This is a genomic window from Weissella sp. ESL1156, from assembly GCF_058505625.1.
In genome coordinates, this window is the sequence record NZ_CP196372.1 from 1,515,266 (window position 1) to 1,531,904 (window position 16,639).

19 protein-coding genes are annotated in these 16,639 nt (G+C 35.5%); 13 read left to right on the forward strand and 6 right to left on the reverse strand.

Translation table 11 applies throughout. From position 1 onward, the window contains the following. Window positions 1-80 precede the first annotated feature (80 nt). On the reverse strand, window positions 81-359 hold the full coding sequence (locus ACSKY2_RS07775) for a PspC domain-containing protein (protein WP_489840373.1): 279 nt from the start codon (window positions 357-359) through the stop codon (window positions 81-83). Between the two features lie 116 nt (window positions 360-475). Between ACSKY2_RS07775 and ACSKY2_RS07780 the strand changes: the two genes are divergently transcribed. From ACSKY2_RS07780 to ACSKY2_RS07795, 4 genes are read left to right on the forward strand one after another with little or no spacing between them, the layout of a single operon-like run. Next, window positions 476-799, forward strand: a complete 324-nt coding sequence (locus tag ACSKY2_RS07780; protein WP_489840372.1) for a PadR family transcriptional regulator — start codon at window positions 476-478, stop codon at window positions 797-799. Next, window positions 789-1,421 (forward strand): DUF1700 domain-containing protein, encoded by a 633-nt coding sequence (locus ACSKY2_RS07785; protein WP_489877359.1) that lies wholly within the window; start codon window positions 789-791, stop codon window positions 1,419-1,421. Before ACSKY2_RS07780 ends, ACSKY2_RS07785 begins: the two co-directional genes overlap by 11 nt. Further along, a complete protein-coding gene (locus ACSKY2_RS07790; RefSeq protein ID WP_489877360.1) occupies window positions 1,414-2,352 on the forward strand; it encodes a DUF4097 family beta strand repeat-containing protein in 939 nt (312 codons plus the stop codon). Before ACSKY2_RS07785 ends, ACSKY2_RS07790 begins: the two co-directional genes overlap by 8 nt. A 34-nt stretch (window positions 2,353-2,386) precedes the next feature. Beyond that, window positions 2,387-2,938, forward strand: coding sequence for a DNA-3-methyladenine glycosylase I (locus ACSKY2_RS07795; RefSeq protein WP_489878244.1), 552 nt, complete (start codon window positions 2,387-2,389; stop codon window positions 2,936-2,938). A gap of 260 nt (window positions 2,939-3,198) precedes the next feature. Here the strand turns inward: ACSKY2_RS07795 and ACSKY2_RS07800 are convergent, their stop codons facing one another. Then, window positions 3,199-4,098: a YihY/virulence factor BrkB family protein gene (locus ACSKY2_RS07800; protein ID WP_489877361.1), complete on the reverse strand. Its 900-nt coding sequence runs from the start codon at window positions 4,096-4,098 to the stop codon at window positions 3,199-3,201. A gap of 176 nt (window positions 4,099-4,274) precedes the next feature. Between ACSKY2_RS07800 and ACSKY2_RS07805 the strand changes: the two genes are divergently transcribed. Together ACSKY2_RS07805 and ACSKY2_RS07810 are read left to right on the forward strand one after the other, a co-directional pair. Next, window positions 4,275-4,670 (forward strand): LysM peptidoglycan-binding domain-containing protein, encoded by a 396-nt coding sequence (locus ACSKY2_RS07805; RefSeq protein WP_489877362.1) that lies wholly within the window; start codon window positions 4,275-4,277, stop codon window positions 4,668-4,670. 205 nt (window positions 4,671-4,875) lie between these two features. Further along, the gene (locus ACSKY2_RS07810; protein ID WP_489877363.1) at window positions 4,876-6,261 is read left to right on the forward strand and encodes an MFS transporter; all 1,386 of its coding nucleotides are present in this window, start codon (window positions 4,876-4,878) and stop codon (window positions 6,259-6,261) included. A 135-nt stretch (window positions 6,262-6,396) separates the two neighbouring features. Here the strand turns inward: ACSKY2_RS07810 and ACSKY2_RS07815 are convergent, their stop codons facing one another. After that, window positions 6,397-7,419 carry a branched-chain amino acid aminotransferase gene (locus ACSKY2_RS07815; RefSeq protein WP_489840366.1) on the reverse strand — a complete coding sequence of 341 codons (1,023 nt, stop codon included), beginning with the start codon at window positions 7,417-7,419 and terminating at the stop codon, window positions 6,397-6,399. Between the two features lie 54 nt (window positions 7,420-7,473). After that, entirely contained in the window at window positions 7,474-8,493 is a 1,020-nt protein-coding gene (locus ACSKY2_RS07820; RefSeq protein ID WP_489877364.1) for a ketopantoate reductase family protein, read from the reverse strand. A 688-nt stretch (window positions 8,494-9,181) separates the two neighbouring features. Here ACSKY2_RS07820 and ACSKY2_RS07825 point away from each other — a divergent pair. The 6 genes from ACSKY2_RS07825 to ACSKY2_RS07850 are packed head-to-tail and all read left to right on the forward strand — an operon-like array spanning window position 9,182 to window position 13,134. Next, window positions 9,182-10,018, forward strand: coding sequence for an HAD family hydrolase (locus tag ACSKY2_RS07825; RefSeq protein ID WP_489877365.1), 837 nt, complete (start codon window positions 9,182-9,184; stop codon window positions 10,016-10,018). After that, entirely contained in the window at window positions 10,011-10,964 is a 954-nt protein-coding gene (locus ACSKY2_RS07830) for a LacI family DNA-binding transcriptional regulator (RefSeq protein WP_489877366.1), read from the forward strand. Before ACSKY2_RS07825 ends, ACSKY2_RS07830 begins: the two co-directional genes overlap by 8 nt. A gap of 36 nt (window positions 10,965-11,000) precedes the next feature. Beyond that, complete coding sequence (locus ACSKY2_RS07835) at window positions 11,001-11,471, forward strand: YbaK/EbsC family protein (RefSeq protein WP_489877367.1); 471 nt, start codon at window positions 11,001-11,003, stop codon at window positions 11,469-11,471. Between the two features lie 37 nt (window positions 11,472-11,508). Further along, complete coding sequence (locus ACSKY2_RS07840) at window positions 11,509-11,991, forward strand: GNAT family N-acetyltransferase (RefSeq protein ID WP_489877368.1); 483 nt, start codon at window positions 11,509-11,511, stop codon at window positions 11,989-11,991. 60 nt (window positions 11,992-12,051) lie between these two features. After that, a complete protein-coding gene (locus ACSKY2_RS07845) occupies window positions 12,052-12,501 on the forward strand; it encodes a DUF3290 family protein (RefSeq protein WP_489840360.1) in 450 nt (149 codons plus the stop codon). 3 nt (window positions 12,502-12,504) lie between these two features. Beyond that, on the forward strand, window positions 12,505-13,134 hold the full coding sequence (locus ACSKY2_RS07850) for a DUF421 domain-containing protein (protein ID WP_489840359.1): 630 nt from the start codon (window positions 12,505-12,507) through the stop codon (window positions 13,132-13,134). A 254-nt stretch (window positions 13,135-13,388) separates the two neighbouring features. Here the strand turns inward: ACSKY2_RS07850 and ACSKY2_RS07855 are convergent, their stop codons facing one another. Further along, window positions 13,389-14,360 (reverse strand): AEC family transporter, encoded by a 972-nt coding sequence (locus ACSKY2_RS07855; RefSeq protein WP_489840358.1) that lies wholly within the window; start codon window positions 14,358-14,360, stop codon window positions 13,389-13,391. A 116-nt stretch (window positions 14,361-14,476) separates the two neighbouring features. On the opposite strand from ACSKY2_RS07855, the gene ACSKY2_RS07860 reads away from it, so the two are divergent. Further along, window positions 14,477-14,917 carry a cytidine deaminase family protein gene (locus tag ACSKY2_RS07860; protein ID WP_489877369.1) on the forward strand — a complete coding sequence of 147 codons (441 nt, stop codon included), beginning with the start codon at window positions 14,477-14,479 and terminating at the stop codon, window positions 14,915-14,917. 194 nt (window positions 14,918-15,111) lie between these two features. Here the strand turns inward: ACSKY2_RS07860 and ACSKY2_RS07865 are convergent, their stop codons facing one another. Then, a complete protein-coding gene (locus tag ACSKY2_RS07865) occupies window positions 15,112-16,518 on the reverse strand; it encodes an oligosaccharide flippase family protein (RefSeq protein ID WP_489877370.1) in 1,407 nt (468 codons plus the stop codon). Between the last annotated feature and the right edge of the window lie 121 nt (window positions 16,519-16,639).

Genomic DNA, 16,639 nt, shown 5'->3' on the forward strand with positions numbered 1-16,639 from the left:
TGGGTGCCTCTTAAATTAGCAGTCTTTTATTTTGAACAATTTTTCATATAACGCGTCTATTAAATTGAGACATGCAATTACTAAATTTGATCGTCTTCATCGGGGGTAACATCACGACGTTTTTCATCAGCATTTTCATCAAAACGATATTTGTATTGATTTTTTTTGGGCGAATCAGGCATAATCACAACGGCAACGATATAGATAAAAACGAATGGGAAGAATCCCGTAAAAATAGTGGCCGCTGCAAATAGTAAACGAACTAATGATGCATCTAAATCAAAATATTCTGAAATACCACCTAGGACACCTGATAAAACACGATCATTTGATTTTGTTAATTTCTTATCTTTGTTCATAATATTTCTCACTTTCTCCCAAAGTATTAGGGATTAAAACACTTTACAGACGGGTCTATATTCCTTATACTTGTATTATATTATATGTCTTATAGTATTGTAAAGGAAGATTAGCTATGGCAATGCAGTTATCAAGCGATTTAATGGATGGTCTGGTATTAGCGCTGCTTTCTGAAGAAGATTTATATGGTTATGCTTTAACAAAGCAGGTTCAAGAGCGATTTGCTGTCTCTGAATCTACGATGTATCCAGTCCTACGCCGTTTAAAAAAACGTGACTGGGTAACCACTTATGATGAACCTTTTGAAGGTCGTAATCGCAGATATTATAAAATATCTCAGTTGGGTCGACAAGAAATGAAGCGTATCCAAGATGAATGGCGTGATTTTAGTAATAAAATCAATACGTTAATCCTACAAGGAGACATCGATGGAAAATAGTATTTATTTTACACAAGTAAAAAATTATTTACAGCAATTAACGCCTGAAGAACAAGAAGATGTGATCCGCTTTTATCAAGAGTATACAACCGATGCACAATTATCTGGTGAACGGTTAATTTCTGAATTGGGGACACCAAAACAATTAGCACGACGTATATTAGTCGATTATTCATTGCGCCTTGAAGAGGACAAAGCATACCAAACTGGACATGATGTGAGTCATCAGGAACATCAAAATTGGTTAAAACGAGAATTTAATTTAATTAGTATTGTTTTAGAAGGATTACTGACATCGGTGGTTTGGTTGCCAGCCATGTTATTGATACTAATTTGTTTATTTGCGACAATCAGTATCGCTGTTTTTGTTGTGGTCGTCCTAATTTATTACCTAATGACGGGGTTATTCCAAATTGTCGGTGGTATTGCGATATTACCAACTAATTGGGCGACTGGTTTATATCAAGGTGGGATTGGCCTGATTATTGTTGGCTTACAGTTAGTCGCTTGGCCAATTGGTGTGATGATTGTTCGCTTAGTGTTCCGTGGTTTAATGCGCTTTGTGAAGTATGTTGGTCGTAAATTTTCTCATAAGGGCAAAGGGGTGACGCATCATGCATAAGGGATTTCGATATATTTTAACAGGGTTTATCGTCATTTCTTTTGGCGTTATTATTATGCTGATTGGCTTAGCACATGATGGACAAAATAATTTAGGGTGGCATAACGGGCACTTTGAAGTATCACAGATTAAAACGGTACATCGTGAGGTTAAATTTGTGAACAAAATTGATATTGAAACGGATAATGTGCCAGTTATTTTTCAAACAAGTAAACAAAAAAACGTGACGATTGCTGGTCGGATTACTAATCCAGACTTTTTACATGTTGTCCAAAGTGGTCATCAGTTAAAAATACACTATATCCCCAATCAAGAGAAGGGTTATGAAGTTGGTTTCGGTAAGCATGAACCTGAGAAATTGATTGTTACGATACCTGCTGATAAAAAATTAAATGAATATCGTCAATCTGCAATGGATGGCATGATGACAATTTCAAATTTACAAGCAACGCGTGCTATCTTAACCGCATCAGATTCGGATATTCATCTTAATCAAACAAAGTTACATAGTTTATCAGTTTCGGCGCACTCAGCGACAGTGGCTTTAAAAAAGGCACAGGTTTCACAAACAACTTTGAATGGTAGTGATAGTCATATCAACACAGATCAAGCTAATCTTGGTCGCTTAATGTTATCGGCAGATGAAAGTAAAGTGACATTGCAGCAGACGACGGCAGATACCAGCGCGATTCAAATGACAAGTGGTCATGTGAAACTACTGGATAGCCAGTTAACAGGACATAATATCATGACCATTATGGATGGTTCATTAAAGGTCGTTGGTTTATCTAATGTTGGCTTACAGATGCAAACAACTGCAGGGCACATTAAAGTTAATGGGACGAATTATGGTACTAATTATTTAGATGATTTGGCAACGAATAATCAATTAAATGTTGATGTCTCAGATGGTAATATTACAGTTAAGTGATTTGACCCTTGGTAAGGAGGAAGCGATGTCTGATTTGAAGCGTTGTCAATGGGTAGATGAACATGATGATTTGATGGTAGCCTATCATGATACCGAATGGGGTAAACCAGAGCATCGTGAACAAAGACTTTTTGAATTATTGAGTTTAGAAACGTACCAAGCAGGATTAAGTTGGCGAACAGTCTTACATAAACGACAAGCATTTCGACAAGCTTTTGCAAATTATGATTTCATAACAGTGGCCCAATATGATGAACAAGCGGTTGAATGTTTATTACAAAATAAGGCGATTATTCGACATCAGCAAAAAATACAAGCAACGATCAATAATGCGCAAGTTATTTTAGCTTTGCAAGAACGTGGACAAACTTTTGATCGATGGTTGTGGTCGTTTGTCGATCATCTGCCAATTGATCATCATGTCGTCAATTATCAAGCTGTGCCAGCGACAAATGAGTTAGCAATTTTCGTATCAAAGCAGATGAAAAAGATGGGCTTTAAATTTGTTGGTCCAGTGACGATTTATTCTTTCTTACAAGCAATTGGCATCATTAATGATCATGAAGTGACTTGTGCTTATCATTAAGTACAACAAAAAAGCACCGGCAACGTGGGATTGCTGGTGCTTTTTTAGTATGATGATAACCGAGTTATCATCATACTGACCACAAATAGACGAGTAAGGGGTATTTGTGGTTGTATTTTAAGGAGTAGGTTGTGTAGGTTAGTTAGGCCTACTAGCTAAGTCTTGCGGACTTAGGTTATGAGTCTGCTGTACATATAGTCAAAGGGAAGTTTGTTCCTATTAACAAATACTAATATAGCGCATAATATCCGATAATTCAACTATTTTTTCTTATTTTTTCCTGAATTTCGGAATAATAATTTGATCATGTACCAGTTACTTGCTCGATCATTAGATCGTGGCGGGAATAGTTCTTCTAAAATACTTGTAATAATGGTACCAATTAATGAAGCTAAGGCAATAAAATTGAACCACAATAATAAAATAATAGCAGAACTCAAAGCTTGATAAAATGTAAAAGTTTGGGCAGCAAAATTAACATACCATCCGAAAGCCTTTGCTAACCAAATCACGATGGTCACTTGGACAAATGTCCCAACGAAAATCCAAAGAATGCGTGGTTTTTTAATTGGTAACAGTGTGTTGAATAAAAAAGCGCCAACAAATAGGCCAATGGTGACGACAAGTCGTTTCGCGGATTCAATTTGATAGACAATGTGACTGCTAATTGGTAAAGCTTCTAAAACGTTTGAGCCAATTGAAGCAGTGATTAGCAAAATGCCAATAATACTTAAAATAATAATTAGCCAAAACATTGAAATAAAGCGATCAAAAATAGCAACATTATTAGGTTGGACGTTATAAATACCATTTTGAGCAATCCGAATCGCTGAAACGACACGAGACAGTGACCATAGTGTTATGATAATGGATGCTGATAATACGCCAACACCATTTTGACTTAAAATTGACCGAATAACAGGTTCAATAAAGGTGAACACTGATTCAGGGACAGCTGTTTGCGCATATTTTAATGCGGTGTCAATCGTTAGTCCCAAATAAGGTAGTAGGGTTCCTAGGATAACAATAGCTGGAAAAATTGATAATAAGCCAAAGTAAGCAATTGAAGAGCTAGCAGTGACGATATCAACACGTGAAGCAACGTCGATAATGGTTGCAACCAATTTATTATTGAAAAGCAGTTTAAAAAGTTGTTTCACGATGACTATTCTCCTAATCAAATTTGCGTCAATCAATTTATTTTATCAGTAAATCAAACGAAGGTACAATTTCTTGATAATTTAACCGCTGTATAAGTAAAAAAAGATAAAATAGTTCACAGGATATCAAAAAAGATGTTATGATATTCACAATAATAAACAAAGGTGAAGATAAGATGAAATCAAAACGTCCGTCTCGATTTAAATTTTGGCTAGTTATCTTGGTAGGCTATGTTTTGTTATTTGTTATTGGTTTTACATTACCAGTTGCTTATGGTGCATTAACAAATAAAAGCGCACAAACGACAGCAGTTTCAAGTACATCCAGTGCTAGTAGCAGTAGCCATAAAGTTAGTTCAAGTAAATCTTCATCTACAACGAGCTCAACAACAACACAAAGTACTCAGTCGACAAGTGCTACGTCTAATAAGAAAAAAGTTGTTGTGCAATCAGGTGAGACTGCTTATGCCATCGCCACAAAATATGGGTTAACGGTGACAAAATTACAAAACCTCAACCCATCAGTTGATTTGGATAATATGGTCGTTGGTCAGGAATTAAAAATTAAATAAGTCTCTTGATGTGATTAATATTAATGTCAGCAAGAAATAGCTGTTAGTCTAGCGGATGCTATCTGGTAGATTGACAGCTTTTAATATGCTCTAGAAGAGAATAACCTGTACGACAAGTATTTTGTAACATAAAAGATACTTACAACAAGGAAGAAAATGTGCTTAAATAAAAATCAGGCACTTTTATAGAGAATTAGGAGGATTTATGAACGAGGAGAAAGTTTCATCTAAAGTTATTTGGTCCATTGTGGCGACAGCAATTTTAGGATTTTCAGGTATTTTAACGGAAACATCAATGAATGTGACGTTTCCAGAATTAATTCAACAGTTTGGTCAACCAATGGGGACCGTCCAATGGTTGACAACGGCCTATTTACTGGTCGTTGCATTATTGATGCTGACATCAGCACATTTTAATGCGATTTTGAGTAAGCGCCAAACATACATAGTTGGTTGGGTAGCCTTTGTTATCGGAGATATTATTGCAATTATTGCGCCAAATTTTTGGATCTTATTATTAGGCCGTTTAATTATGGCCATCGGAACGGGGTTTGCTTTACCATTAGTATTTAATATTATATTTACCAGTGTCCCAATGTCTCAAATCGGTAAGTACATGGGGTTTGGCACATTGATTATTTCTTTAGCACCCGCATTGGGACCGGTGTACGGTGGTATTGTTGCCTATACACTCGGTTGGCGAGCTATTTTTATGATTATCTTACCAGTCACAATTATTTCATTAATGATTGGTTGGTTTAATCTTGATCGTCAAGTACCAAAGTCGACGAATAAATTTGCACTTGGCCAATTTATTTTAGTTGGTGCTTCATTAACATCAGCTTTGTTAGCGTTAGGACAATTAGAATCAGGAAAAATAACGGCGACGATTATTAGCTTAGCAATTGTTGCAATTGTTGCAATGGCTGGCTTTATTATCGTTGCAAAACGTGCGACGCATCAATTAATTGATTTATCAATTTTTCGTAGTAAGGCAATGGTGATGGCATTGTTAATTTATGCAACATCCCAAGCAATTAACTTGGCAGTTAATTTTGCATTACCACAATATAGTCAACTAACACTTGGGGCAACAACCATGATTGCCGGCTTTATTTTGATGCCAGGTTCATTGTTAGGATCAGCAGTCGCACCTATTTATGGTTCAATGTATGATCTTAAAGGAGCAAATCAGCCGTTAACATGGGGATCGATTGCCTTCTTGATTGTGATGATTATTTTTTCATTTATGGCACCAACCATTGCTTCGATCGGTCTAACTGTCATTTATGCCGTATTTACGTTAGCACGAAACCTAACTTTTAGTGTGTCAATGACTGCAGGTGTTGCTGAAGTCCAACCACAGCAGGCGGGTGATGTTAATGCCGTTTTTAATACGGTACAACAATTCGTAGGGGCTGTTGGTACGACAGTTGCAGCATTGTTCATTCAGACAACTGGTACAACCAAAGCAGCGATTGCTTCACAAACAGCAACTGGATTTAGTCATTTAATCTGGTTCAGTACGATTATTGTCGCCATCAGCTTTATCTGGTTAGTTATTTTTATGAAGACTAAGACAGCCAAGTAAATTTATTAATAGAATAATAGGTAAGGCGTTACAATCGGCTTCAAAACGTTTTTTATCCCACTCGCTTTTTTGTTAATAACAATAAAATACCAGATGGTCATCTGAAAGAAAGATTGCCATCTGGTATTTTTATTATTAATCAACCGTTTGTGTCCAGCCATAAGGGTCTGGCCGGTCACCGTATTGAATGCCAACGAGCTCATTGTATAGTTTGGTAGTGACTGGACCAGCTTCAGTTTCACTATAAAAAACATGTTTCTGACCGTCATAGGTTAATGAACCAACTGGTGAAATCACAGCAGCAGTTCCCATTGCACCGGCTTCAGCAAATTGGTCAACTTCCGCAAAAGGTACAGGCCGTTCAACCGGGTTTAATCCTTGATCCTTAGCAAGTTGAAGTAAGGAACGTTTCGTGATTGAAGGTAGAATAGAATTTGACTTAGGTGTCACAAATTGGCCTTCTTTTGTGATACCAAAGAAGTTTGCACCACCAAATTCATCAACATATTTATGTTCACGAGGATCAAGGAAAAGACAATCTGCATAGCCATCATGATGTGCTTTCGCTGAAGAAAACAAACTACTTGCATAATTACCAGATGTCTTTGCCTGACCAGTACCAGCATAAGATGCACGGTCGTAGTCACTCACTGTATAGGCTGCGGGATTTAAGCCATTAACATAGGCACCAACCGGTGTGGCATAAATGTGAAAGGTATATTCAGTAGCAGGGGCAACACCAACGACAGTTGTTGTACCAATCATAAATGGTCGTAAATAAAGTGAACCACCACTACCATATGGCGGAACGAATGCCTCATTTGCTTTAACTACTTGTTTGACAGCCGCAACGAAATCAGCAACAGGGTAAGGTGCCATTAGCATCCGTTCTGCAGAATTTACCATCCGTTCAGCGTTTAATTCTGGTCGAAATAGATTGATTTTACCATCTTTACGGCGATAAGCTTTTAATCCTTCAAAGACCTCTTGACCGTAATGAAGAACTTCAGCTGCAACGGATAGCTCAATTGTTGAACGAGTGGTTAATTCACCTGGCTGCCACTGACCATCTTTAAACTTTGCTTCAAAGTCATATGGTAAATCATGGTACTCAAAGCCTAGATTTTCCCAATCCAAATTTTCTACTTTTTCCTTCATGTTATATTCTCCTTGTTATTGATCATTGTAAATGATAATGTGTGTTTTTTTGGACTAACTAGCGGTGACAGATGTCTTTTTTCCATGAGCTTTGTCGTCATCAAGGACTTGTTTAATAAACTGGTCAACATCAAATTTGTCGACATATTCCGTGAGGTGGACAAGGTTACGTAAAAAGTTGTGTGTTGATGCTTCGTAATGATACTTTTTGCCTAAATCATAAAGGTACCCATTGATATAATCAACTTCTGTTTCTCGACCATTGGATAGATCTTGATACATTGATGGGAAATGCAGTGGATTACCAGTTTGACTAACAGAGACAACTTGTTGCCATTCTTCTTGACGTGTCGTCAGTAGTTTGATACCAGCACGTTCGCAGACATCATATGCTTCATCAATTAATTGGACAGCAAGTGCTTTTGTTGTGGGTGCTTGAATAAATTCTCCCATACGAATCCTAAACATTGTACAAAGTGTATTAACAACAGAATTAAAGATGACTTTGGCCATTAATGTACCAGAAAAATTGGTCGTTAAAGTTGGATTCATTCCCGCAACGTCAAAATCTGTCACAATTTGCTGCGTAACGCTATCGGGTTTTTCAGTTTGATTTGCAAAATTAACGGAACCAGCACCTTTTTGACCAATAAAATCAACATCCCCAGCAGCATTTAATACTGTGCCAATCATCGCTGTACCACCAATGACACGTTCTGCTGGAAAATATTGATTAATTTTTTCAATATGTCCCATCCCGTTCATACAAGTTAATACAACTTGATGTTCGTTAAAGAAATGTGCCGAACGTGATAAGAGCTCTTGGAGCAAATATTGTTTTGTAAAGACGATTAGAACATCAGCTTGGCCATCATATTCTTCTGGATAGTAAATATTAATGGGTACTAAGTGTTTATTCTGACCATCCCTAGCAACGTAAACACCGTGTTGTGCACGAATCGTTTCAACCTGTTCTGGCCATGTATCAACAAAATCAACCTCAAAACCAGCTGTTTGTAGTAAGACACCAAAGCGTAAGCCCATGGCACCAGCTCCTAATACTGCATATTTCATTTTATTTGCCTGCTTTCTTAGACGAGTTAGTCATTCCAAGTAAGACAATTTATCACCTTGGCAAGGTGTTGTCTGATTGATATGACAATAGTGATTAGTAATTATTGGACGGTCATTCGTTGTGTTATTAATCGCAGGTTCCATTAGCCATCACCTCCCCAAATTTAAAATTGATATGAAAAAAGCCCTTAACTTTTACCAGTTTATTGCTAAAAGTTAAGGGCGCTGACGCACGGTACCACCTTAATATTGTTTTATAAAAAACATCTTACGTACAGTCTATCGACGATACGTTCACATGATAATGGGTGTGCCCCAATGTTGTTTAGTGATTTGTTGAAGTTCACAACATTGCTCAGAGATGATCATTATTAATTTTTGTGTATCGCTTTTCACCAACCAACGACTCTCTAAACACAGCAAGTAATAAAATTCTCTTCATTGCTTTTTAATCATATTTTAATTTAACAAGAGATTAACTCATTCACAATTACTTGTCAATAAAAATTATAAAATTTATGTCATGATGACAAACCATGGTGATGATTAGTTCGCTGTTTTCATGGTATCATCAAATTTTTTCTAAAAAGGTAAAATCTTTGTTTACTTTCGTTAGCTTTTTGACACGGAGACTATTTTATAAGTTAAAATAAGGACAATAATGAGACTAAAGTGAGGAATATGAGTCATGATTAAACAAATATTTTTAGATATGGATGGGACTTTGTTGGATGAACAGGGGGGATTAACAGAGAATACAGTTACGACAATTATTGATGCAAAAATACCAGTTACTTTAGTCTCAGCTCGAGCACCCCAGGAAATGATTTTTGCTATTCAAAAATTAGCTCTAACAGCACCACAAGTGGCCTTTAATGGTGGGTTGATTTATCAGTTACAGGATAATCATCTACAAGTTATTCATACTAATCCGATTGCAAGTCAAGTTAGTATACAATTGGTTCAGTGGTTAGCAAAAAATTATTCAGAAATGAGTTTAAGCTATTATACACAAGATAATTGGTTCGTTAATCGACAAGGACCAGAAGTTGATCGTGAAATTTTGTTTACGGGGATGGTGCCACAGGATACAGCATTATCAACATTACACTCAGATAGTGATTTCGGTATTTTCAAAATTATGCTAATTGATTTGACGGCAACAAAATTGGACGCCATCACGCAGACTATTCTAGATTTGAACTTACCAGGAATCAATGTACAACAATCAGATAGTGAACATTTAGAAATCACAAGTGCGATAGCCGAAAAAGCATTTGGTGTTACTGACATTATGACTCATGAAAATTTATCAAAGTCAGAAACAGCAGCTTTCGGGGATGGGTATAATGATTTATCAATGTTTGGTGCAGTTGGAACTGCCATTGCAATGGGCAATGCACCGATTGCTGTGCAACAAGCTGCACAGTATGTTACTAAACCCAATACCGTTGATGGCGTTGCTTATGGAATAAAAAAATTTCTATTGCAAGAAACTGTGAAGAAGGAGAAAAATGATGGCTAATATTAAAGATATTGCACGGTTATCAGGGTATTCAGTCGCAACAGTTTCGCGATATATTAATCAGAATGGCTATGTTTCGACGGCGGCAGCGACGAAAATTCAACAGGTCATTACATCGGTTGACTATGTGCCAAATACGATTGCACGAGATTTGAGTACAGGTAAAACCAAAACGATTGGTGTGGTTGTCCCATTTTTAGAATATGCTTATTTTTCAAAATTATTTGCTGGTATTACAAAAGCAGCGTTTCGTATCGGGTATAACGTGGTGGCTCTAAAATCGAATTATGACGTTAATTTGGAATTAAAGTATTTGGAACAATTACATCAAAAAAATTATGATGGTTTAATTTTTACATCACATGGTTTGTCATTGGATAGTATGTTGGCTTATCAGAAATATGGACCAATTGTTTGCTGTCAAAATTTGGGAGATAGGCAATTAGCAGCAGCTTACTCAGTGCGTGAGACGACTTACTTAAAAGTATTTCGTCTATTAAAACAACAAGGTAATCAGCGAATAGCACTAACCTTTAATCGTTATTATGAAGAAAGTCCAACGAGTCGAGCGACAATTGATTGTTATGAACAAATATTTGGTCATAAACCAGAATTACAATATATTTTAACAGGTATATTGGGGTTTGAAGATGGTTATCAAGCAGCAAAAAAGTATTTATCATTACCCGAACTACCAGAGGCAATCTTTGCAAATGGGGATGATATTGCTGCTGGTATTCGTGAATGTTATCGTGACCGCCAACAACCAATGCCTATCTTAATTGGGCAAGATAATGAAATTTCAAGTCGTTTAATGAATATTTCAACCATTGATCATCACTATGAACAAATTGGTCAAAAGGCGGTCGATTTGGTTATTAGTGGGGAAATTTCACATATACCAATTGCATCTGAATTAATTATTCGCCATGGTAAAGTGCGTTAAAAGCAACAGTATAAATCATATGAGGGGGATGTCAGAATGTCTTTTCAGAAAGTAAATGAATATTTCAATCAGTTGGGGTTGGGTGATCGCGTGAAACGCTTTGATGAATCAAGTGCCACTGTTGTTGAAGCAGCACATGCGTTACATTGTGAACCATCACATATTGCAAAAACGATGTCTTTCTTAGTCAATGAGCAACCAGTGTTAGTTGTGATGGCTGGTGATGCAAAAGTTGATAATCATAACTTTAAAGCGGTCTTTCATAAACGACCTAAGATGATTGCGAGTGACCAAGTAGAATCATATATTGGCCATGCACCTGGTGGTGTTTGCCCCTTTGTTACCAAGGAAGATGTTGCCATTTTCTTAGATGAATCTTTAAAGCGCTTTGATATTGTTTACCCAGCGGCGGGGGACGATCATAGTGCTGTGGCATTATCTCTGGATGAATTAGCACAATATACAAACGCGCACCAATGGGTAGATGTTTGTAAAGATTGGCAGTAACGATGAATGAATCAATACCGTAATAGGAGGTGGCAAAATGATCAATATTCGACCAATTCAACAACGCGATGATAGATATCTTCAAGAACTGATTCAGTCGTTGTTGACGAGGCATCATCTAAATGTGCCAGGAACAGCATATTTTGATCCTGAATTGGCTCATTTGAGTGATTATTATCAAGTAAATGAACAGCGACAATATTTTGTTGCAATTGATGATCAAAATCACGTTCTTGGTGGAGCAGGGATTGCAGAATATGATGAACAAAAAAAGATTGCAGAATTACAAAAATTATATATAGATTATCAGGCGCAAGGACAACATTTAAGTTATCGATTATTAGATCAAGCCATACAGTTTGCGAAAGAAAAAGGGTATCAAAAAATTTATCTGGAAACACATCATGTTTTAACCGTGGCCATTCATGTTTATCAACGTTATGGGTTTACAGAATTAGAGGCACCATTGAATAGTGGGCAACACGCGACCATGGATCGTTTTTTTATAAAATCAATATAAAATGGTGTGTATTATTTTAAGAGTTTGAGACGACATTTTTAAGAGATAAGGAGTTGGACAATGAAGTTTTATACTTATCAATACTTATTAGATAATCAAACACATTTTCCATACTTACGTAGTATTATTATTGCTATTTTAGCCATTGCGTTTATTATTTTGCTGATACGTTATTTATCAAATAAATTAGAGATTAAATATAAGGATCTGGCAATTATTGTCGCGACAGCAATGATTTTAATGTTAGCGATTCAATTTAATGATTATACAAATTTTAGAACCAGTAGTCAGAAAAGTAGTCAAGAAGTATCTTTAGTCAAAGATGTGGCAAAAAAACTAAAAGTTAAACCACAAAAGTTGCTTGTTAATAATTTGCAAACAGGATCTGGTGATATTTTGGTTCGTAGTCCGCGCGGCGATTATCGGGTTATTTTTAATAATGACAGCTCAGAGTATGTCTTAGAGAAAATTAATTTGCGTTCAAATACTGTTACAGTAAAAGAGGATTAAAGTATGTTTTCATATTCAGATATATTTTTGAAACTAGTGATTGGTTTCGTCTTTATTACATTGCTGATTAAATTTAGTGGTAAGGGTAGTTTGGCACCCACATCACCGCTTGATCAAGTACAAAATTACGTTTTAGGTGGGATTATAGGTGGTATTTTATACAATCAAGCAATAACAGTTGCGCAATTTATTGTGATTTTGGCAATTTGGGCGTTATTAATGTTAACGACACGTTATTTAAAGATTCATATTCATTTAATCGGTAAATTTATCGATGGTGAACCGATGACCATTATTTATAATGGCAAATTATTAGTAGAAAACTGTCTACATGCTAATTTGTCGGCAAAGGAAATTGATTTTAAACTACGTGCAGCTGGCGTGTTAGATATTACAACTGTGAAACGTGCGATTCTAGAACAGAATGGTAGTATGACGATTTTAGGCAAAAATGATGAAGATGTTAGATTTCCTGTGATTATTGATGGCAAAGTGGACACGGATGTCTTACAAGTGATGAATAAAGATCAACACTGGTTGGATGAAGAACTTCGTGCTCAGGGAATTGACGATGTCAAAAATGTTTATATGGCAAGATATCGAAATAATAAATGGGATATTGCAACTTATTAAAAAGAGAAACAGCAACAGATAGAAAAATGAAAATTTCAGCTGGGCTAATTAATGATTATTATGAACGCATATAAACGACATTAGGCGGTAAATTAGCGAAATAATTTACCGCCTAAGAAAAGCAATTGATACAATTTTAACTTGTTTGATATGCCTCATTCGGTTTCAATATGAGAGGCACTTTTTTATACTTTTTAATTGTGTACGTATTTTTATACCGATAAATAAAGGTGTTGTCATGTCATTTCACTTGTTTAAATAAATAACATGATAATGACAACTGCAAACGGAAAGATGAAGATACTTTCGGTTAGAATACGTGTTGAAAAACCAACATCCATGTTATTTTGTTCGGCTAACATTGGTAATACAGTTAGCATTGGTGTGACGGATTGAATCATCAGGGTTTTAACAAACAGTTCTGGTAGTGCAATCCAACCAAGTAACTGGTTGACCCATAAAACAAGAAACATCATTAGCGGTGAAATGATAAATTTACCACATTGCGCAATGAAATCAATTTTTTCAATTTTCATGTCAGCCATTTGTGTTTTAGCAAGTTGGAGACCTAGAAAAATTAATGATAACGGCGTCACAACATTAGCAACATAATTAAATGCTTGATACAAAAAACCGTGGACAGGTAGTTTAATATTAACCACAAAGAAAATTAAACCAATAACAAAGCCCCACATTGGTGGTGTTAATAAATTCATGACACGTCGCCAAAGCGGTTCATGATGTTTAGCTGGTGCTTGAGGATTATCTTTATAAATTAATTTTACACCAACGCCCCAGGTTGCAATCGTGTTGGCAACGAAATAAGCGAGGAAATAAGGTAAACTTTTGTTACCAAACAAGGCTAGATTTAAAGGTAGACCAACGAATAGCGTATTCGCATTCACAAAAGCATTGATGAATAAACTATGACGTTCTTTACCAAGATGTAAAAGACGACCAATGGGAACGGCAATTAAGAAACACATAATGATAGCAATTGTAGATAACACAAAACCAATAAACAATGTGCTAAAATTTTGCCGGGTGATGTATTTTTGCGAAGAAATGAAGACGGATACTGGTAAAGCAACATTAACGACGATAGTTGATAAATCATTGATAAAGTATGGACTAACTATTTTTGATTTACCAATAATTAAGCCAATCACGATGACTGTAATAATGATCAAAACACTGTTTAGTGAAATTAAAAAAGTGGATAGCATATATGTGTAATCTCCTTAGAAGCACGTTTATGTATTAACAAATATATTTTACGCTTATGTTTTTTAAATGCGAAGTAAATTAGGGAATGTTAGTCAAGGTGAGAGGGGAAAATATCATGGCAGAGTGGCAACAATTGTATGAACAAGCAAAGCAAGAATATGATCCAAAGGAGATAAATCCATTTATTTATGCACATCATGTTGTTTGTGCATTAGAGGCTGAAAATGGGGCAGTTTTTACTGGCTTTTGTATTGAAAGTTGTTCAGGTGTTTGTAACTTATGCGCAGAACGTGTTGCAGCATTGAACATGTATGTTAATAGTGGTCAGACACATATTAAACGAATGATTGCCTTTCGAGATGCAGCTCCTAGTGGTGGTGGTACGGGGATGCCATGTGGTGCTTGCCAAGAATTTTTATTGCAATTAGATCAAAAAAATAAGCAAACAGAGATTATGGTAGATTACCAAAAAGGGCAGACGATTACCTTAGGTGAACTCATGCCTAATTGGTGGGGTGACATGCGTTATCATGAAAGCAATGGGACAGTACACTAAGTAAAAAAATTTTGATGATAGGCAAGCTGAATAACTAATATCACTAACTGACTAAGCCCATCGTAAAAATCAATTAGAATAGTCGGACGATATATGATGAAAATTGCCAATGATTTGTTGTATTGCAGGCATCATTTTCTTATTGTTCGGCTATTTTCTTGTTAAGTAGCTTTTGGCTCATCTTCATATTATTTTTAATGAGATATTAATTGTTTAATTTTTTGATGGTATAAGATTGAAACGACTAACAAGTAGAAGACAAATCCTACGAAAATTTCCATAACAAAATGGTATAAAGAAAAAGGAAGGTGTGCTGTCATGTATGACAGTAATAAAAACATGCTCATTGCAGCAAACAGAAATATTAAACTATCTAGTAACATGTGTGTGATATTGAGATATTTTTTAGCAACGTAAAATTGATACATTGTGACGACAATTTCAGCACAGATTGTTGCGTAGACGACACCGATATCGTGAAAAATCAAGATAGCAGGGTAATTTAAAATTAAGTTGGTTACTGCACCAAGTGAAACGGAATAAAGATAAAATTTAATTTTTTGAGTAGGTATTAAAAATTGCACACCAATAACATTACTCCAACCAACCAAGATAATGAGAATCGCCTCAACATTAATGTAATGGTTAATACCAATAAATTTATCTGAAAAAAACCACAATGAAAAATCTTCTGATAATGCATAAATACCAGCAATCATTGGAAAGCTTAAAAAACTAGTTATCGAAAAACTTTTGATAATTAGTTTTTTAATTTGTTCTGAGTGGTTGTTTGCGTATAACGCATTAATTCTTGGTATTAAGATAATTCCAGAAGCGGTCACAATGGTTATCAGAATTTTAATGAGACGATCAGCATTTTCAAAATAAGCAACTGCTGTCATGTTGCCAAATAATCCTAATGATGTTTTGTTGATGGTGACATAAAAAACAATCATTATTTCTGGTAGTAGTAATAATAGTGCTGGTTTAATATGTCTGACAATATCAAGATGGTGAAGATTTGGTTTTGTTATTTCATAATGTAAAGTAGCATAAATTGTTAAATTACCAAGTAGAGTAGTCACAGATAAAATGGTGATATACAAGAGCAAATCCGCCGAATCATTGATAAAAATGAGGATACTTAATGTTGATATGATGCGAATCATAAAATTTCGGATAGTAATCAGTTTAAAATTCTCCATACCTTGATATAACCAAGAGATGTCCAAAGCAACTGCGATAATCTGAATAGATTGTGCAAGATAGTAAAGTAAATAATGCCTTTGGGTACAATTAATAAAAATAAGGAAGGTAAACAATGTTAATCCTAGTATCAATAAACGTAAGATAAATAATTCCCAGAAAATTTGTGATCGCAAGGTTTTATTTTGATTGGTAATGGCAATTTGTTGACAGCCGTAGGTCATGCCGATACTACAAATTAAAATAAAATATTGGGTATTTGCAGCAGTAAATGAATGAATACCGAGAGAGGCAGGGCCTAAAATACGTGCAATATAGGGCATAGTTAGCAATGGCGTAAATAATGCAAAAATTTGATAAAGCGCATTGTAGATATAGTTACGTATTAAATTCATAAAATACCTCGGACAATGAAATTTTATCTTGAAATTATAACGCTAGATGATAAAAATTTATCTAAATTAATTGAACGTACAAAATATGATATTGATAATATTTTGCACTATTTATGCTATA